This is a genomic window from Sphingomonas sp. S-NIH.Pt3_0716, from assembly GCF_003950715.1.
GTDB classification, from domain to species: Bacteria; Pseudomonadota; Alphaproteobacteria; order Sphingomonadales; family Sphingomonadaceae; genus Sphingobium; species Sphingobium yanoikuyae_A.
The window spans coordinates 185,212-201,402 of sequence record NZ_QLJK01000003.1 but is presented as its reverse complement, the minus strand read 5'-3'; the positions used below and the strand labels follow the sequence as shown (position 1 = coordinate 201,402).

General features: G+C 60.9%; 16 protein-coding genes. 8 read left to right on the top strand and 8 right to left on the bottom strand.

Annotated elements, in window-relative coordinates; all coding sequences use genetic code 11:
* The first annotated feature begins 19 nt into the window (after positions 1-19).
* From trbF to BRX37_RS03590, 7 genes are all read left to right on the top strand, one after another.
* Positions 20-703, top strand: coding sequence for a conjugal transfer protein TrbF (trbF, locus tag BRX37_RS03620; RefSeq protein WP_125985550.1), 684 nt, complete (start codon positions 20-22; stop codon positions 701-703).
* Positions 700-1,707, top strand: coding sequence for a P-type conjugative transfer protein TrbG (gene trbG / locus BRX37_RS03615; protein WP_125985549.1), 1,008 nt, complete (start codon positions 700-702; stop codon positions 1,705-1,707). Before trbF ends, trbG begins: the two co-directional genes overlap by 4 nt.
* A complete protein-coding gene (locus tag BRX37_RS03610) occupies positions 1,704-3,002 on the top strand; it encodes a TraB/TrbI/VirB10 family type IV secretion system protein (protein WP_125985548.1) in 1,299 nt (432 codons plus the stop codon). The genes trbG and BRX37_RS03610 overlap by 4 nt, the downstream gene beginning before the upstream one ends.
* A complete protein-coding gene (locus BRX37_RS03605; protein WP_125985547.1) occupies positions 2,999-3,226 on the top strand; it encodes a DUF2274 domain-containing protein in 228 nt (75 codons plus the stop codon). Before BRX37_RS03610 ends, BRX37_RS03605 begins: the two co-directional genes overlap by 4 nt.
* 282 nt (positions 3,227-3,508) lie before the next feature.
* Positions 3,509-3,643, top strand: coding sequence for a benenodin family lasso peptide (locus tag BRX37_RS03600; RefSeq protein ID WP_125985546.1), 135 nt, complete (start codon positions 3,509-3,511; stop codon positions 3,641-3,643).
* A gap of 49 nt (positions 3,644-3,692) precedes the next feature.
* Positions 3,693-4,334 (top strand): lasso peptide biosynthesis B2 protein, encoded by a 642-nt coding sequence (locus BRX37_RS03595; RefSeq protein WP_164522398.1) that lies wholly within the window; start codon positions 3,693-3,695, stop codon positions 4,332-4,334.
* Positions 4,334-6,085 (top strand): asparagine synthase-related protein, encoded by a 1,752-nt coding sequence (locus tag BRX37_RS03590; protein WP_125985544.1) that lies wholly within the window; start codon positions 4,334-4,336, stop codon positions 6,083-6,085. The genes BRX37_RS03595 and BRX37_RS03590 overlap by 1 nt, the downstream gene beginning before the upstream one ends.
* Here the strand turns inward: BRX37_RS03590 and BRX37_RS03585 are convergent.
* The 4 genes from BRX37_RS03585 to BRX37_RS03570 form a co-directional block, all read right to left on the bottom strand.
* The gene (locus tag BRX37_RS03585) at positions 6,047-8,110 is read right to left on the bottom strand and encodes an Atxe2 family lasso peptide isopeptidase (protein WP_125985543.1); all 2,064 of its coding nucleotides are present in this window, start codon (positions 8,108-8,110) and stop codon (positions 6,047-6,049) included. The genes BRX37_RS03590 and BRX37_RS03585 overlap by 39 nt on opposite strands.
* Before the next feature lie 2 nt (positions 8,111-8,112).
* Positions 8,113-10,707 (bottom strand): TonB-dependent receptor, encoded by a 2,595-nt coding sequence (locus BRX37_RS03580; protein WP_125985542.1) that lies wholly within the window; start codon positions 10,705-10,707, stop codon positions 8,113-8,115.
* Between the two features lie 98 nt (positions 10,708-10,805).
* The gene (locus tag BRX37_RS03575; RefSeq protein WP_125985541.1) at positions 10,806-11,804 is read right to left on the bottom strand and encodes a FecR family protein; all 999 of its coding nucleotides are present in this window, start codon (positions 11,802-11,804) and stop codon (positions 10,806-10,808) included.
* The gene (locus BRX37_RS03570) at positions 11,801-12,409 is read right to left on the bottom strand and encodes an RNA polymerase sigma factor (protein ID WP_206434104.1); all 609 of its coding nucleotides are present in this window, start codon (positions 12,407-12,409) and stop codon (positions 11,801-11,803) included. Before BRX37_RS03570 ends, BRX37_RS03575 begins: the two co-directional genes overlap by 4 nt.
* A 317-nt stretch (positions 12,410-12,726) precedes the next feature.
* Between BRX37_RS03570 and BRX37_RS03565 the strand changes: the two genes are divergently transcribed.
* The gene (locus BRX37_RS03565; RefSeq protein WP_164522397.1) at positions 12,727-12,957 is read left to right on the top strand and encodes an EexN family lipoprotein; all 231 of its coding nucleotides are present in this window, start codon (positions 12,727-12,729) and stop codon (positions 12,955-12,957) included.
* A 98-nt stretch (positions 12,958-13,055) separates the two neighbouring features.
* Here BRX37_RS03565 and BRX37_RS03560 read toward each other — a convergent pair whose 3' ends face one another.
* Genes BRX37_RS03560 through BRX37_RS03545 form a run of 4 tightly spaced genes read right to left on the bottom strand, consistent with a single transcriptional unit; the run spans position 13,056 to position 16,144 of the window.
* Positions 13,056-13,988 (bottom strand): nucleotidyltransferase and HEPN domain-containing protein, encoded by a 933-nt coding sequence (locus BRX37_RS03560; protein WP_125985540.1) that lies wholly within the window; start codon positions 13,986-13,988, stop codon positions 13,056-13,058.
* Positions 13,989-14,025: 37 nt separating this feature from the next.
* Complete coding sequence (locus BRX37_RS03555) at positions 14,026-14,652, bottom strand: GntR family transcriptional regulator (RefSeq protein WP_164522396.1); 627 nt, start codon at positions 14,650-14,652, stop codon at positions 14,026-14,028.
* The gene (locus BRX37_RS03550) at positions 14,649-15,524 is read right to left on the bottom strand and encodes a phytanoyl-CoA dioxygenase family protein (protein WP_125985538.1); all 876 of its coding nucleotides are present in this window, start codon (positions 15,522-15,524) and stop codon (positions 14,649-14,651) included. The genes BRX37_RS03555 and BRX37_RS03550 overlap by 4 nt, the downstream gene beginning before the upstream one ends.
* On the bottom strand, positions 15,521-16,144 hold the full coding sequence (locus BRX37_RS03545) for an acyl-homoserine-lactone synthase (RefSeq protein ID WP_125985537.1): 624 nt from the start codon (positions 16,142-16,144) through the stop codon (positions 15,521-15,523). Before BRX37_RS03545 ends, BRX37_RS03550 begins: the two co-directional genes overlap by 4 nt.
* Positions 16,145-16,191: the final 47 nt, after the last annotated feature.

Here is a 16,191-nt window from a genome sequence, read left to right as displayed (position 1 = left end):
CATCAGAAAAGGACGAGCCATGTTTCGACGCCCCTCCATCCACTATGGGCAATCGCCCGAGCCCGTAACTCCCTATCAGCGCGCGGCCCAGGTCTGGGACGATCGCATCGGCTCGGCGCGCGTGGCCGCGAAGAACTGGCGGCTCGCTTGTCTGGGTGCGCTTGCTCTTTCGGGCGGCCTGTCGGCCGGTCTCGTCTGGCAGTCGGCGCGAGGACACATCACCCCCTGGGTGGTCGAGGTCGACAAGCTGGGCGAGGCCCGGGCCGTCGCGCCTGCCGAAGCCGAGTATCGCCCGACCGATCCGCAGATCGCTTTCCACCTTGCGCGGTTCATCGAGAATGTACGCTTGATCCCGGCCGATCCCATCGTGCTGCGCGAGAACTGGCTACGCGCCTACGACTTCACCACCGACAAGGGCGCGCTCGCCCTCAATGACTATGCGCGGAACAACGATCCGTTCGCGCAGGTCGGGAAGGTGCAGATCGCGGTCGATGTGTCGAGCGTGATCCGGGCGTCGAATGACAGCTTCCGCCTGTCCTGGACCGAACGCCGCTATCAGGACGGCGCGCTGGCCGAGACATCCCGCTGGTCGGCCATTCTGACCGTCACCGTGCAGACGCCGCGCACGCCCGACGCCCTGCGCAAGAATCCGCTGGGCGTGTTCGTCAATGCCCTCAACTGGTCGAAGGAACTGGCCCAATGAGACATAGTCCGCTTCGCAAGGTCGTGCCGGCCTTGCTTATCTCCACTGCGTCACTCGGCGCGTGCGCGACCAGCTCGGCGATGCCGCCTGCAAACCAGGCGCCCCCCGAGGTCGCCGCGACGCCCGCCGCCGAACCAGAGCCTGCCGTCCAGATCGTGGAGATTCCGCGACGTCTGCCACTTCCCGGTCAGTTAAAGCTGGTCCGGGACAGCGCATTACCGCCCGAGCCAGCCGATCCGCGTCGCCGCGTCGGGGCGGCCAATGACGCCGCCCGCGTGCAGCCCGTTCGTGACGGCTTCCTCAACGCGATCCAGCAATATCCTTGGGAAAGCGGCGCGCTCTATCAGGTTTATACAGCGCCCGGCCAGGTGACCGACATCACGCTTCAGGAAGGCGAGCAGCTTGTTGGCTCCGGGCCGGTTGCAGCCGGTGACACCGTGCGCTGGATCATCGGAGACACGGTGAGCGGGGCCGGTCCGACGGCGCGCGTGCATATCCTCGTGAAGCCCACCCGGCCCGACATATCCACGAACCTGATCATCAACACCGACCGGCGCACCTATCATGTCGAGCTGCGCGCAACACCCTCGACCTGGATGGCCTCGGTCTCCTGGACCTATCCGCACGACCAGCTCATCGCGCTGCGCGCCGCGCAGGCGGAACGGGCGCGCGACATGCCGCTCGCCTCCGGCATCGATGTCGCTTCGCTCGATTTTCGCTATCGGATCGGCGGAGATCGTCCCGACTGGCGACCGGTGCGCGTGTTCGATGATGGCCGCCAGATCTATATCGAGTTTGCTGAAGGGGTGGCGCGGACCGACATGCCGCCGCTGTTCGTGACGGGTGACACGGGCGACACGGAGTTGGTAAACTATCGTGTCGCCGGCCGCTACATGATCGTCGACCGGCTTTTCTCCCGCGCCGAGCTGCGGCTCGCATCCGGCCGGCGCATGGCGAGGGTCAGCATCGAGCGCGAGGATCGTCGCCGGAAGGGCCGGTCATGAACAGCTCCGGAACGCAAGGGCCTGAAAAGGCCGCCGCGGTGACTGCCGATGATACGGAGGCGCCGGATCGCGTAACGGCCGCCGGTCAGGAAGCCGCGCCAGCATCCGATATCGCCGCGTCGCAGGTCCATGATCCCCGCGCGTTCAGGCTTCGCGGTGATCCGCCATCGGTCATGCGTCTTTCGCGCAAGGCGCTGGCATCGATCGGTGCGGTCGCCTGCCTCAGCATCGGGGGGGCGCTGATCTATGCGCTTGCGCCCACACAGCATTCCGCAGCCCCGAACCTTATCGAGACGGAAAGCCGTAACAAGGCCGACAAAGTGACTGCCGCGCCGGACAGCTATGACAAGGTGCCGCAACTCGGCCAGCCTATGCCCGGCGACCTGGGCCGTCCGATCCTCTCCGCACAGCAAAACGGCCGGTCCGTGCCGGTGCCGCCCATGGGGCAGCAAGCGGGGCAGGCCACCGATCCACGGATCGCCGCACGGGAACAGGCACGCCAACGCATCGTGCAGGAGCGGGATACAGCCCGCACCAGCCGGCTGTTTCTTGGCGAGGCGACGAATAGTGGAAGCGCCGACGCAGTGCCTGCTCAGCCGGTACTGGCGGCGCCGCGGCCGGACATTGTCGCGGGGCCGGCGGCGACCGCCGATGGCAAACGTGGATTCATGACCGTGGCGGCCGATCGCACGACGGTCAGCAATGCGCGCATCGTGGCGCCGGTCTCGCCGAACATCCTGCAGGCGGGCAGTATCATTCCGGCCGCGCTCATCACCGGTATCCAGTCCGATCTACCGGGTCAGATCACCGCGCAGGTGACGCAGAATGTCTATGACAGCCCGACAGGGCGCATATTGCTCATTCCGCAGGGCTCGCGGCTGATCGGAGAATATGACAGCGAGGTCTCCGCCGGCCAGAGCCGGGTACTGCTTGCCTGGGACCGGCTCATCCTGCCGGGCGGACGCTCGATCCTGCTCGATCGCCAGCCGGGCGCAGATGCGTCCGGCATGGCAGGCCTTCGCGATGGCGTGAACTATCACTGGGGCAATATGCTTAAAGCCGCGCTCATCTCCACGCTGCTCGGTGTCGGGACGCAGCTCGCCGCCGACAATGACGACGATCTTGTCCGGGCGCTGCGCTATGGCACCCAGGACACGATCAACCAGACAGGCCGTCAGGTGGTGCAGCGCCAGATCAAGGTCCCGCCGACTCTGACAGTTCGGCCGGGCCATGTGGTTCGGATCGTCGTATCGCGCGATCTCGTCCTTGAACCGATGCAAGGAGGACGGCCATGAGCAAGCTGCGTCTGGGACCGATCATCGAGGAAAAGCCGGTAAAACTCACCGTCGAATTGCCCGGCAGCCTTTATCGCGACCTGTCCGATTATGCGAAAGCGCATGGCAAGGAGACCGGCCTCAGCGATCCGCTTCCTCCCGAGCGGTTGATCGTGCCGATGCTGGAGCGGTTCATTGCAAGCGACCGGGGATTTGTGCGGTCGCGAGGGGGGCGCCGCCGCTGATGGAGCAAAACTGGAGGCGATTGCACTTGTTATCTTGCTGCAGTTGCGAAAGAATGGCGGTCCGCTGCTGTGCGGGACAAACGACCGGGTTCCGGCGCGCATGTCCAGGCTCACGCTAAAGGTGCCGGTGCTCGCTCCCAACGCGCGTTACTCACCGCTCGGTCGTTTGTCTATCGGCCAACCACAGCGATTATAATCAGATTATAAAATATCGCTGCACTTTCACCCTGCATAGACTTCCAGCGCGGCTACCAGGAGTCGCGAAAAAGGAAGGAAGTCAGCATGACACAGTATAATCATTCGAGTGAAGAACTCATCGATCTCGGTGATGTGATCGTCGAGACCAAAGGGCCCGATGGCATCGTGCTCGACAGCGCGACCTCGCTGCAGCGTCCCGTCGGCATTTCTGACGATTGACTGCGAATGGGCGTGCGTGGCCGTCGGCCGCGTACGCCTCGCATATGTCATGGCTTACCGAGTCCGCTCCGAACTGTCCTATTGCTCGTGCGAAGGACGTCCGATCTTTCTCGATATCGATACGCGTCGATATTCGACCTTGCCGGTTGACCTTTGTGAGCCCTTTGCAGCCCTGATTGGTAGAGACGAGAATGTCCGCCGTTCCGATATAGAGCGACTTTCCGCCCTGGGTGTTATTGAGCCTGGACCGCCTGCAATTCGCGCGTTGAGCGGATTGGCTGCGCCAACAAGCGAGGTATCGCCATTACCCTGTCGGTTTTGGTCAATCGGCGCGTTTCTGGCACAGGCACAGGCGAGACGTCGTTTGCGTCGGCAGGCATTCCGAAACTTGCTCGCCGATGAGGCTGCTCAACGACCAGCCGAACGAACCACCGCGAATGATGAGGATTGGGGCCGGCTAAGGGGCGCGTTCGAGCAAATTGCAACGCTCTACGGTGAAGTGGACCAATGCCTCCCGCGTTCTTTGGCGTTCCGCCGCATGGCCTTAAAGCGAGGTCACAACGCCTCTCTTGTGATCGGAGTTAAAATCGACCCTTTCGCGGCCCACTGTTGGGTGCAGTCGGGACCCCGTGTCACCAGTGACAGCCTCGAGCGCGTGAGCCTGTTCACGCCAATCCATGCCATCATCTGATGGGCCTGCGATATCTCATCGCCGTGCCGCGGGATGGCCAGACCTATCCCGTCGATTTGGATGCCAAGATGGTCAATGCCGGCTTTCAGCGCGTCGAAGGGGGATGCCGATGCTGGGTGTATCTCAACCATCCCGATCGCTGGGCGAAATTTGCGGATGAAGGCGGAATCATCGTTGGCGACCTATTCGAAAAGCACACCCGATCCAAACCGATCTTTGCAGGGCGGGTTGCCCCTCACGCCGTAGATTTGGACACGCTCGTGCGGGCATATTGGGGAGGATATGTCGCGCTTCGATCGTCTGTTTTCGGCCTGGAATTCTTTCGCGATCCGTCGGGTATCTTGCCCGCATATCGTATTGATTGCCCGGAAGGTTACTATTTGACGTCGGACCTGCCACTGCTCGTGGAGGTAGGGCTTTATGCTCCGCGAATTTCATGGCCGGAGGTTGCGTGGTTTTACTACACGAACGGTTTCCCAACGCCGAATACTGCGCTGGTTGGCGTTGAACAGATTCTTCCAGCTACTGCGGTTCCGCTGAAAGACTCGATGGGCCCGCCCCGGCTGCTATGGTCGCCATGGGATTTTGCCGATGCCCGCGATCAAGGAAGCGACGCACTGCGAGCGATAACGATAGACTGTGTTCGCGCTTGGCAAGCCCGGTACGGATCCGTGATGGCGGGCGTTTCGGGAGGACTGGATTCGTCAATCCTTGCTTGCAGTCTGGATAACGGCGCCTCTGTTACCGGACTGACAATCTCCACGGCAGACCTTCGCGGTGACGAATTGCGCTACGCGGCAGCCCTTTGCGAGGCACTGGGCATACAACTGATCGCAGGGCAATATGCATTTGACGCCGTGAATATCGACCGGCCGAGCCTCTCGCATTTGCCTAGGCCTGGAGGCATGGCTCAGCTTCAAGCTTATGATGCCGTTGTGACCGACACCATTCGTGTAACTGGCGCGAATGCATTCATGTCCGGTGTTGGCGGCGACAATGTCTTCAACCTGACGCGGTCCGCACGACCATTTGTTGATCATTTACTGGCGACCGGCCCGTTCAACGGCAGCCTGCGAACATTGGGGGATATCTCCCGGCTCACCGGCGCCGGGCGTTGGGCGGTGCTTCGCGCCGCTATGCGGGTCCCTAAACGAGCCGGACCAAAATATGATTGGCCCGTCGACCTGCGGTTCCTCGATACCGCTTTGGCGGTGGAACTTGCCGGTCGGTCTTTTGAGCATCCATGGCTGCGAGCGCCTTCCGGCTGTCTTCCGGGCAAACATGCCCATGTCGCTACAATCGTTCGGGCGCACGCATATGTTGAATGCCATGACCGACGTTGGAAATTCGCCTCGCTGCATCCGCTCATGTCACAGCCTATCATCGAAATGACGCTGGCGACGCCCACCTGGGTCGCCTGTGAAGGGGGCGTCGATCGCGCCAGGGCACGCAAGGCCTTTGCCAGGGATCTTCCAGCGACTATCCTCGATCGCCGTCTCAAAGGTGGCCCGGATGGATTTGCCCTCAAGCTGCTGCGCGCGCAGCTCCCGGCAATTCGTGAAAGGCTGCTCGACGGCCATTTGGCCCGCGAGGGCATAATATGTCGCACCATGCTGGAGCCGGCGCTTACCGAGGCGCAGTTGATGCGAGGGCGTGATTATACGCGTATCCTGCAGTTCCTTGATACCGAGGCATGGGCGAACCATTGGCTCTCAATCGTCCCCGCCCAAATGGGCTTTCGACATCATTGACCAGCGCTGCGCCTCGGCGTGACGGCGAGGATCGGAAGGCATTTCCCCAAAGAACCAAAACATGAACCAGTCGAGACTGCGCTCATAGGCCGCGAGACGGTGCGCAGGCTGCCATTTAATGTGGAATTCGCCCGGAAAGACGAAGAGATCCGTAGGCTTTCCTGCTTCCCGCAGTGCGGTAAAGCTTGCGACAGCAATCCGGAATTCGTCATCTGTTGCGCTGAAAAGCAAGGGAAAGCGGACGTCTTTTGCATTCCTTGTCAGCGACATCCGCTTCCAGAATGACGGCGCATCGACAGATATATCGGGCCAGCCAATCGCTGCGAGGCGAGTGCTAAAGGCCGGACCAAGCCAAGCTGTCTGGCCGGGTTCCCAACAGCAACCGCTGGCAATTCCGGCCGTGAACCGGCTACTATTGAGGGCTGCAAACTGCACTGTCGATGAGCCGTCGCTCAGGCCAGTGACCCCGACCTGGCCGGGATTAACGACTCCTCGCGCGACTAGTGCATCCACGCCCTGCTCGATGACGGAAAGAACGTTGCGCCGATCAGCGAAGTCGATGAGATTCAGGCGGTCGAGGTCGATAGCATCCTTCGGCGTGCCCAAACTTCCAGCCGGTTGCGGCCGTTGGACGCTCAAGACGACAAAACCATTGTTCGCAAACAGCTGAATTGGAAACTCGTCACCGATACCGCCCCGCAAGAATCCGCGCGATTGATATTGAACGACAATCAACGGATAATGCTGGCCAAGGCGATAGTTGACGGGAAGCACGACGTCGGCGAACGCCGGGATGCCGATGTTGCTGGTCAGCCTCATTCGTTCCACCGTTCCCACCGTCAGGTGAGCAAATTCGGGGTTGGGGTCTGCGATTTCCCGAATTCGTCCGCTCGGCAGTTGCAACGCGATGAGATGTCGCGGACGGAGCGACATTTCTCGTAAGCAGAGGATTTCGCCCGGACTGCGGGGCTGACAGTCGGCAAGCATTGCATTTGTCGCATAGAGGCGCTGAACGCGGCCTGTCTCAGGGGACCACTCATAGACGGCGGTCGTCATCTGTGCCCAGCCTTCGCGCCGCATGAAGCGGACTTTACTTCCGGCTGTCCAAAGCGGGCCGTAACTCTTCTCACATGTCGATTTGTCGCAAACGACACGCTCATGCCCGCAAGTCATCTCAAGCTTTGTAGCTGCAAAAATGCCTTCGGCCTTCGGCGATCGCGAGAGCATGCATTGCCGTTTCGATGTTGTGATCGGGATCGGCTGCGAGCGGAAAAGGGAGATGTCAGCGCCCGAGGCGTGCTGCTGAACGCCGGTCACAATATTGACAGCCCAGTATCGGGCTTCGTTCCTGGCGAGGATCGGGATACTCGAGCGCATCGGCACGAACCGTTCATCATAGTGAAATCCGGTTCGGCTTTCGTCATCAACCGCCTCGGGCAAGGAAGAAACCTTGATAATCACGCGCCGGGCATCGACGATGCGGAAATCCGAAACATTTACCCCTTCCGGACTGATGGGCAGGCTCCGCCGTCCTTCCAGATCCGCGCGCCAGACCCGAGTAACTCCATCGACGCGCTTGAGGAATGCAAACCAGCGGTTATCCGGCGACCATCGTGGCGTAATAGTTGCGGGTATACCAATGGCAGTTGCAGGCTCCGTCTCCACGCCATCGGGCGCCAGTATCAAATCTCCGCCAACATCGACGAACCGTGCTTCTTGGCTGCCATCGAGTGCGAGAACCGCCATTCCAATACAATAATCGTTGGCGTCCGGGTCGGCCTGACGAAGTTGGAAGGCGACCCACCTCCTGTCCGGGGATATCGACATGACATGCGATGCGGGGTTGTCTTCCCCGACAGGGCCGATGTCACGCAGGCCTACCAAATCACGCGCAGTCAGAGCGCGTGCGCCCAAGGCTTGTTGTGCATGGTGCCAGTCGAGTGTCTTACACCTGTCGGTGGTTTGTGCTGAAACGGCAGGCACGGCGATTCCCGCTGCCGCGAGACCTATGAGAATGGCGCGCATACTCACCACCGCTTGGCGATCGTAAAGGACAGGGTCCGTCCGACGGCAGAATAATTTGTCGAGTCATAGGTCGGATCGATGGCGGCCGATTGGCGGATTGTGGCCGGCTTCTCATTGAATAGATTGGTTGCGGCGATCGTGAACTCCACACCGCTCATGAGTCCCCGGGTTTCGGGAAGAATGATGTGGGCCGCAAAATCAACTGAGGTGAATGACCCCACATGGACGAACGGCTCGGCTCGCCTGTCTTCGACGCCACCGATATAATTGACGAAGACAGATAATGACGCATCATCGCTATCCCAGGACAGGCCTCCTCGGGCGCGCCAATGCGGCGGCATGAAAATAACGCCAGCGGTGGGGGTGGTGGGTTGTCCGGCAATCAGTCGGCGCTTGCTGTCAAGGTAACTGCCTGCTGCATTCAGTAGCATCCGGTCTCCGGACGGCAGATCGAAGCGATACTGCGCGGAAAGATCCACACCTGCGATCGATTGGTAGGCGGTGTTCTGCGAGCGGGCATCCACTACAGCATAGACCGCTGTCGGGTCATATGGTTTTCCCGTGATATTTTGCAGACCGAAAGCGCCCACGGCTGGAGCAATCAGCGCATCGAGGGTTGCGGCACTCGGATTCAATTCGATCAGAGTGCTGTAGATGGGATTGTTGAAGAGACCTAAGACCGAAGTGATGGGGTTTGCGACGCGATTGCGATAGCGGATGTCGAAATAATTCGCCTCCAGTTTCAGCGCCGGGATCGAGGGCGGCTCATAGGCAATGGAAATATTCCAGTTGGAAGAGCGCTCAGGTTTCAGGTCCGGATTCCCGCCAGCAAGGTAGAGAACCGGACTGCTTGCGATGGCGCCGGTGCCGCCCAGCACCGCTGCGGGCATGAGGATAGCCTGATAGACCTTATAGCGTTGGTAGAAGGTCGGCGCTTTAAAGGACTTGCCCCAGCCGCCTTTGATCGTGACCGCTGATATGGGCCGATAGATCAGCCCCAGTTTTGGTGACGCCACATTTGCGAGGCCTGCATAGCGTTCATAACGCAATGCAGCTGATATCTGAAGGAAATCGGCAAAAGAGATGCGATTCTCCTGGTCAAAGATCGGTAATGACAATTCGCCATAGGCAAATGCGACATCTTCCTGATGATCGATATTGAGGAGGTTCGTTGTGGCACCTGCCGCAGTGATGGTCGATCTGGCACTAAGCGAGAAGGCGCGATAACCAGCGCCAACCGCTAGCCCGAGTTTCCCGCCCGGCAAGGTCAACAGCGCTCCATCGCTTCGTACCTCAACGGCTCTTATGCGATTGTCGTAGAAGCCACCTGTCGTCGACGCGTGCGTGCCGGCGGTGTAGGCTTGTGAGGCGATGGCGGTTCGGCTGCGCCCAACGGTTCCGGAAAGTTCCATGCGCCAGTCACCGGGAAGATCGAGCTTCATGGTCGGCGTGATCGACCAACTCGCAACGGCCATATGAAAGAGCGTGCCGTTGGTCCGGGCGTCCGATGTCAGCGTCGATGGAAAGGACATGTCGCTGGTGCGGCGGCTATATTGGCCATCGAGTTCGAACGTCAGCACTGAAGATAATTGCTGATGTCCGCTCACCACGCCGCTGATCTGTTGCTGAGCCGGGATGAGGCTCGTCGATCCGTCTATGGTTTGCGTGTAGGAGCGGTCGCGCGCATTTAATGTACTCGACCTGTTATAGTTGCCTGCGACCATGAAGCCGCCGTCCTGCCATTTGCCGCCTGAAACGAGGTTGTATCCCTGCTGAAAGTTACCGCCGTCAGTGGTTCCTGCTACGCGCGCGGACGTCCATAGTCCCTCATAGTCCTTGCGCAGAAGAACATTGGCTACGCCACCGACGGCGTCCGCCCCATAAAGCGCCGAAGAGCCATCTGCGACGATTTCGATACGATCGAGAGCGGCAAGCGGAATCGCCGAGATGTCGACGCCCTGAATGGCCCCATCATATGCGACGCGATGTCCATTGATGAGAGTGAGTGTCGCGTCGGGGCCAAGCCCGCGCAGATTCAAGGCAGAAGTCGAGCCGACATTCTCGTTCCCGCCCTGAGCACCGCCGCCCGCGATGCCCGGGTTCTGTCCACCGCCAAAGTTTTGCGGCAGATCACGAATATATTCGCCAAGATTGGAGCGGCCGCTTTTCTCGATCGCCTCCCGCGACGCGCGGATCACCGGGGTAGTTGGCGTGCTTCGCCGGATGTGGGTTCCCGTTACGACGATTGCCTCGCCACCATCTTCATTGGCTACGGCCACGACCGATCGCCCCCGGATGATCACCGCTCCCTTCGTGAAGCGCGCGCGCAGATTGGTGCCGGCGAGAAGGCGCTCGATCGCCTGGCGGGCGGTCAATCTGCCCCGCAGGCGCGAAGCGATGACGCCGTTCACATCCTCGGCGGATGCATAGAGTTCCCATCCGGCCTCAGCGGTAACGATGCGAAGCGCGTCGCCCAGATCCTGTGCCGGCATGTCGAACTGCCGGGCCTCGCGATCCTGCGCCAATGCGGCCGGTACGGCCGCACAGGCAGCGCCAGCCAACAATATCGCAATCGAACGAACGTGCTTCCCCGTCATAATGGCCCCTGATGTTCTGGACGGCGAACCCGATTGGCTCGCTCATGGGGGGCTGTTGACGCGGGGAAGGGGGCGACCTTAGCCGCCCCGCGAAATAATTATCGTCTCCGCAGGTGAATGCCGTCCGCCTTGTGGGAAACCTTGAGGTCGAACACTTCGGCAATCCGTGACACGAATGTTTCGGTATCGGTGAGCCTGAATCGGCCCGACGCGCGAAGATCGCCGGTCCCGGCATCATCAATGATGATTGGCCGGTCGGCATAGCGATTGGCGTCCGCTATCAGCGTGCCGAGTGGCACCGAGCGATATTCGACCCAGCCTTCCGGCCAGTCGCGGCGATCCGTGCCGGTATCGGTCACCGGTTCCGGGCGGAACGTCTCGACCGGATAACGCACAGGCTGCCCGGCAAGGAGCGGACGGGCCACCACGGTATAGACGGCCGGTTGCGCCATGGCACGAATATCCGCCTGGCCCGACACCAGATGCACCATCACCTGCTCGCGATCGCCATAGCTGACATCAAACACTGCCTGCCTCGCCTCGACCGCGCCGGACCCCGCTTCGACCACAAACGGACGCGGATCGGCGGCGACCGCGAAGCGCGCCTTGCCCTGACGCAGCCGAAGCCGCCTTTCCGCTTCGTTCATGGCGACCTCGACGCGGCTGTCGGCATCGAGTGTGACCTTCGACCCGTCCGACAGGCTGTAGGTCCGAATTTCGCCAGGCTCGGTCTTCAGCGGATTATCCGTCTGAGCGGTATGCGGTTCGGGGGCGGGGGGCTTGGTCTCATCCGCGGGCCTCAGCACGACGACAAGCGCAATCGCGGCCGCGACCGCCGCGCTCGCCACCAGCCATGTCCTGGGTCTGGATAAGCCCCATTGGTTAAGGCGCCTGGAGTCCTTCAGCCGTTCTGCTTGCCCGAAATGATTCTCTGCCCATTCATAGGCGCGCTGATGTTCGGACGTTTGGCCAAGCCAGTCCTCGAAGGCGCTGCGAAGGCTGGCGACGTCTTCGCCGCGCATCTTCACGAACCATTCGATCGCCTTTTCCTCGATCTGCTCCCGGCGCCCGGCTGCCTGCCGCTCATTGTCGTTCATCGTGCGGCATCCACCGATCGGGCGATATGCGCCAACGCCTTCATCATATGATATTCCACGGTCGCGATGCTGATCCCCAGATGGTCATGGATCTGTCGATAGCTCAGTTCCTCGACGCGGTGCATCAGAAACACGCGCCGCGTCTTTTCCGGCAGGCCGTCGACTGCTTCTTCATAGAGCCGCAACAGGTCCGCCGCCTCGATGCTCCAGCTCTGGTTGGGGGGCGTTGCCATGTCACGTTGCTCATCCAGGGGAAAAAAGATCACGTCATTCGCCGCGCGGCGGCGCGCCCGGTCGATCAGGAGATTGCGGGCGATGCGTTTCACGAAGGCGGCCGGATTGCCGAGCCGTGAAGCCTGCTGGCTGCTAGCGGCGCGCGCGAAAACTTCCTGGACCAGATCGGGGGCCGCTTCATGTCCTGCTCGCTTGCCGAGATAGCGCAGCAGGCGATCCCGTTCGGTTCGGAACGTCTCTTCCAGACTCGCGGCCGGCGAAAGCTCGCCCGGCTCCGGCGGCCCGAACGGCGTTACGGGGCTGTTATGGCAACCCGACGACACCGACCGTGGCGGTCGTCCGTCGATGAAAGGGGGGTAAGAAGTGGACATGTCGACTTTCGGGCAGCAGCACGCGAAGGCCGAATGATCCGGCCTGTCACATTTTCCAGCGCTGTGCCGCCGTCAGACTGTCCTTGCGGATGTCTTTGCCCGGTACGGCCGCCTGTCCCTTATGGACGGGCGTTCTTGATGCCTGGCCTTCTCTGAATGCGAACCATGGCCAGGAGGCTCGCAGTCCGAACATGGCCGGAACATTTCGGGAAGGCAAGAGGAAGCCGGGAAAGCAGGAAAGATGGTTGCAATGCCGGCCAAGTCTATGGAATTCTTAATCAAGGAGCAGTCCAGCTCTGCAATATTGGAGTGACGCTATGAGAAATCTATCGCTCACCGGTGCGCTGATGCTGGTGTCATCGCTGGCTGCCTGCGGCAAAGCGGAACCGCGCAGCACACAATATTTCGCAGCGCATCTGGATGAGGCCCGCGAGCTGGTCGCCAGTTGTCGCGACGGTTCCGCGCGCGGGGACGAATGCACGAACGCGGATATGGCTGTACAGGAAGCAGACGCAAAGGAGCGCTTCAGAAAATTCCGCGGCAAATAGCAGGGAAGAAAAGGGGACTGGCGGGCCGGCCTTCGGCCGTCGGGCTCTATCGCCGCGTCACGCGGCGACCGGGCCGGTTCCGGCCCGGCCCATGCGGGTCACGATCCCTCCCGCACGGCCTCCTGTTCGAGGGTGGCGAGGCGTTCGGTGCAGATGGTGTGGACGACGGCGCCCAGCGCCTCCACCCGGGCCGCGAGCCATGCCAACTGCTCGTCGCTGATCTGGTAATGTTTGGAATAGCGCGACTTCACATAGGCTTCCTTGAGCTTCTGCCAGGCCACTTGCTCGAAGCGGCGGTCCTGGGGCCAGATGTCGATCAGGCGACGATCCAGCCGCTCGGCCTGGGTGCGGAGAAAGCCGATATTATGGACATGGGGCGTGTAGAAGGTCACGACCAGCAGGATGCCGTGGTATAGGCGCTCGGTCGCCTGATGAAGATCGAACGCTGCGTCCTTATTGTATCCTTTCTCCATATAGAATTTCGCACCTTCGAAGCGCTTCTGCGCTGCCGGAAACCACTCTCCATAATATTCCCGAGCCATGGTCAGCGCCTGTTGCGGCGTCTTCGGCTTGGGTTCATGCAGTTCGGTGTCGGCGAATTCGTAGAGCGCGATGCCGTCGCGGCGGACATCCATGAAGAAATAGCGGCCGTGCGCGAGACCGTCATTCACCTCTTGAAGCGTGTGGACGATGAAGTTGACCGGGGTTTTGAGCGTCCCGGTGATCGCCAACTCGCGGTTCAGCCGGTCCTCCAGCTTCAGCCAGTAGTCGACCCGCCCGATCAGCCGCTTGTCGTTGACGATGATGAGCAGATCGAAATCGGACTTGTAGCCCTTGGCCGTGTGGGGCTCATCAACCCAGCCGCCGCGGGCATAGCTCCCATAGAGAACGATCTTCTCGATCCGTCCGCGCTTCTTCCACTGATGCTTGGCCAGCGCCATTGCATCCTCGAATTCTTCGAAGATCAACTGAACGACATGATTCAGTTCGCGCTGTTTTTGCGCGGGAAGGTGGTCAAGACCGGTCCGCATGGGAACAACCTAGCAACATCCCTTTGGATATCCACTATTATCCGCGCTCTTCATATCGTGACGGATCGTTGAGCATGCGGGTGAAATCGCTCGCATGCTGCTTTCGCACCACATGGTAACGGGTCAGGCGGTCACGAAGCCCCGACGTTATCGATGCCTTTCCAACCGACTGGATCAGGTCTGCCAACTCCTCCGTGGAGGACCCGATGATATGCGGTTCAAGCGCGCGGAGAATGTGGAGCCGGTCATTGAGATTCATGGCCAGCGCGATCAACTCGCTGTTGCGGGTGCGTTCCGTTATGGACAGGAATAGCGCGGCGGTTCGCTCCGCATGATCCAGGCCATCAAACTGTCTTTGGTACTGCGGTGAAGCAGCGCTCCACGGTATTCCGATCACCCATTGTACCAGAAGGCGGCTGAGATCGAACATATCCGCAATCTCGGCTTCGCTAAAACGCAGGACAAGAAAGCCGACACCCGGCGTGAAGGCAACCATGCGCTCTCCGCTCAGGCGGTTGAGGCTATCCCGAACGGGGGTGATGCTGACACCCAACTCGATTGCAAGCCGTGCGGATTCGAGGCGCGTTCCCGGTGGCCAGAAACCGCTCTTCAGGCGCCTTTTGAGCGTGGCATAGGTCGGTTCGAGGACATGGGCCGGGCTCATGCTGGCAGCCGTCCAGTCGTAGCATATTCTTCCAGCATCGCGTCCTGATCGGGCCGCAGCGCATCGATCGCGCCGATATGGTCGGGGACATTGTCGCCCAGCAGGATCGATGGACATTGGCCTTCATAGTTGCCGAGATTCGGCCGATGCTGCGCATATCCGGCGAGCGACGCGAGTTCGGGCGGAAAGGCACGGGCGACGTTGGGGGGATAAGCCAGCCAGAGATTCTCATAGGGTTTGAGCCAGCCCAGACTGTATCCGATGACTATGGCCCGTCTTGTGGAGGAGGTGAGGTTGGCGCCCGCGCCATGCGCCGTCGAACCCAGGAAGCAGATTGCCGAGCCCGGTTCGCATTCGGCCACAATGGGATCGCCCGGATCAGCCCTCTCGATTCCGGCCGCTCCGTGGCTGTTCGGATAGATTTGCGTTGCGCCGTTTTCCTCGCGAAACGGTGTCAGCGGCCAGATCACGTTGATGAGATATTCATGACCTCCCTTGGCGCCCGCCCACATGTCCTGGTCACGATGCGGGAGCTGCCGGACTTCGCCTGGATGAATCTCGATTGCCTGGGCGACATTGAGCTGGATACGCTCGCAGGCCGCTCCCAATATCGCTTCCGCCATCGCCATGATGGTTGGCTGAAGGACGAGCGCGGGCGCGTGCCGTGAACGCCTGAGCAAGCTGCCGAAACGCTTGGTTCGATTGCCGTAAAAGCGCCCCTTGCCGAATGGCGTTGCGTGGAAGGTCTCATCGAGATCGCTGTTCAGCGCCATGATCGTCTCGGTGGGGAGTGCATCAGGAATGATGCAGTAGCCTCGGTCGAGAAGCTCTTTCATCCAGCGCTCCGCCTCGTTCTTCTGTTTGCCGATCATGCCGGATTTCCCCCATGCCCAGCGACAGTCAGGGTGAGCGGCTCATAGGTTCCGGCGGCTTTCAGGCCCGCTAGCGTCTCGTCATCGATTCTGATCTGTAGCGCGGCGAGCATTCCGCTCTTGTCGGGGGAAACCCCTCCAAGCGGAGCGCAACGCCATCCGAACTTCAGGATCTGCGCCAACCAGCCAATTTCCGCGACCCCCGTGTAATCGGTGATCCCATGCCGAAGGGCATGAAGAGCAAGGGCGCTTACGAGCTGATTGCGTGCCGATCGCCGTTCGCTGGCACGCTGGTTCCGATCCAGGCAGAAGCGTGTGATCTCCATCGTGGTCGGGCCTGCGGGCACCGGGCCGTCGCAAAGATGGGGGTAGAGGTGGCCCAGAATATGTGGGCGATCGGTTCGCAGGAGTCGCGCCGATGCGCGGTGCCGGCCATCCCCATCGAGCAGTATGAGGTACTCTGCATGCTCGTCATCAAACTCATCGAGTTCGAAGGCCCCGGCCAGAACGGGCAAGTCCCACTTCAGCAAGTCAATGAATACCTCCTTGCGGGCCGCGAACATGGAGCGCAAGGCGGCGCTCTCAAACGCCGACGGCGTTCGATCCAGAACATCATGCATGACAGCATCCTTCGACAGAGTGATGAACCGCTGTCGTTCAAATCACG

What these genes read in the sequence shown, in the direction of transcription:
- BRX37_RS03560 (WP_125985540.1), bottom strand. Translation starts at nt 13,988, where the DNA reads ATGCGGACCGGTCTTGACCACCTTCCCGCGCAAAAACAGCGCGAACTG.
- BRX37_RS03595 (WP_164522398.1), top strand. Translation starts at nt 3,693, where the DNA reads ATGGCTTACCGAGTCCGCTCCGAACTGTCCTATTGCTCGTGCGAAGGA.
- trbF (WP_125985550.1), top strand. Translation starts at nt 20, where the DNA reads ATGTTTCGACGCCCCTCCATCCACTATGGGCAATCGCCCGAGCCCGTA.
- BRX37_RS03600 (WP_125985546.1), top strand. Translation starts at nt 3,509, where the DNA reads ATGACACAGTATAATCATTCGAGTGAAGAACTCATCGATCTCGGTGAT.
- BRX37_RS03545 (WP_125985537.1), bottom strand. Translation starts at nt 16,144, where the DNA reads ATGCATGATGTTCTGGATCGAACGCCGTCGGCGTTTGAGAGCGCCGCC.
- BRX37_RS03565 (WP_164522397.1), top strand. Translation starts at nt 12,727, where the DNA reads ATGAGAAATCTATCGCTCACCGGTGCGCTGATGCTGGTGTCATCGCTG.
- BRX37_RS03575 (WP_125985541.1), bottom strand. Translation starts at nt 11,804, where the DNA reads ATGAACGACAATGAGCGGCAGGCAGCCGGGCGCCGGGAGCAGATCGAG.
- trbG (WP_125985549.1), top strand. Translation starts at nt 700, where the DNA reads ATGAGACATAGTCCGCTTCGCAAGGTCGTGCCGGCCTTGCTTATCTCC.
- BRX37_RS03570 (WP_206434104.1), bottom strand. Translation starts at nt 12,409, where the DNA reads ATGTCCACTTCTTACCCCCCTTTCATCGACGGACGACCGCCACGGTCG.
- BRX37_RS03550 (WP_125985538.1), bottom strand. Translation starts at nt 15,524, where the DNA reads ATGATCGGCAAACAGAAGAACGAGGCGGAGCGCTGGATGAAAGAGCTT.
- BRX37_RS03580 (WP_125985542.1), bottom strand. Translation starts at nt 10,707, where the DNA reads ATGACGGGGAAGCACGTTCGTTCGATTGCGATATTGTTGGCTGGCGCT.
- BRX37_RS03585 (WP_125985543.1), bottom strand. Translation starts at nt 8,110, where the DNA reads ATGCGCGCCATTCTCATAGGTCTCGCGGCAGCGGGAATCGCCGTGCCT.
- BRX37_RS03610 (WP_125985548.1), top strand. Translation starts at nt 1,704, where the DNA reads ATGAACAGCTCCGGAACGCAAGGGCCTGAAAAGGCCGCCGCGGTGACT.
- BRX37_RS03590 (WP_125985544.1), top strand. Translation starts at nt 4,334, where the DNA reads ATGGGCCTGCGATATCTCATCGCCGTGCCGCGGGATGGCCAGACCTAT.
- BRX37_RS03555 (WP_164522396.1), bottom strand. Translation starts at nt 14,652, where the DNA reads ATGAGCCCGGCCCATGTCCTCGAACCGACCTATGCCACGCTCAAAAGG.
- BRX37_RS03605 (WP_125985547.1), top strand. Translation starts at nt 2,999, where the DNA reads ATGAGCAAGCTGCGTCTGGGACCGATCATCGAGGAAAAGCCGGTAAAA.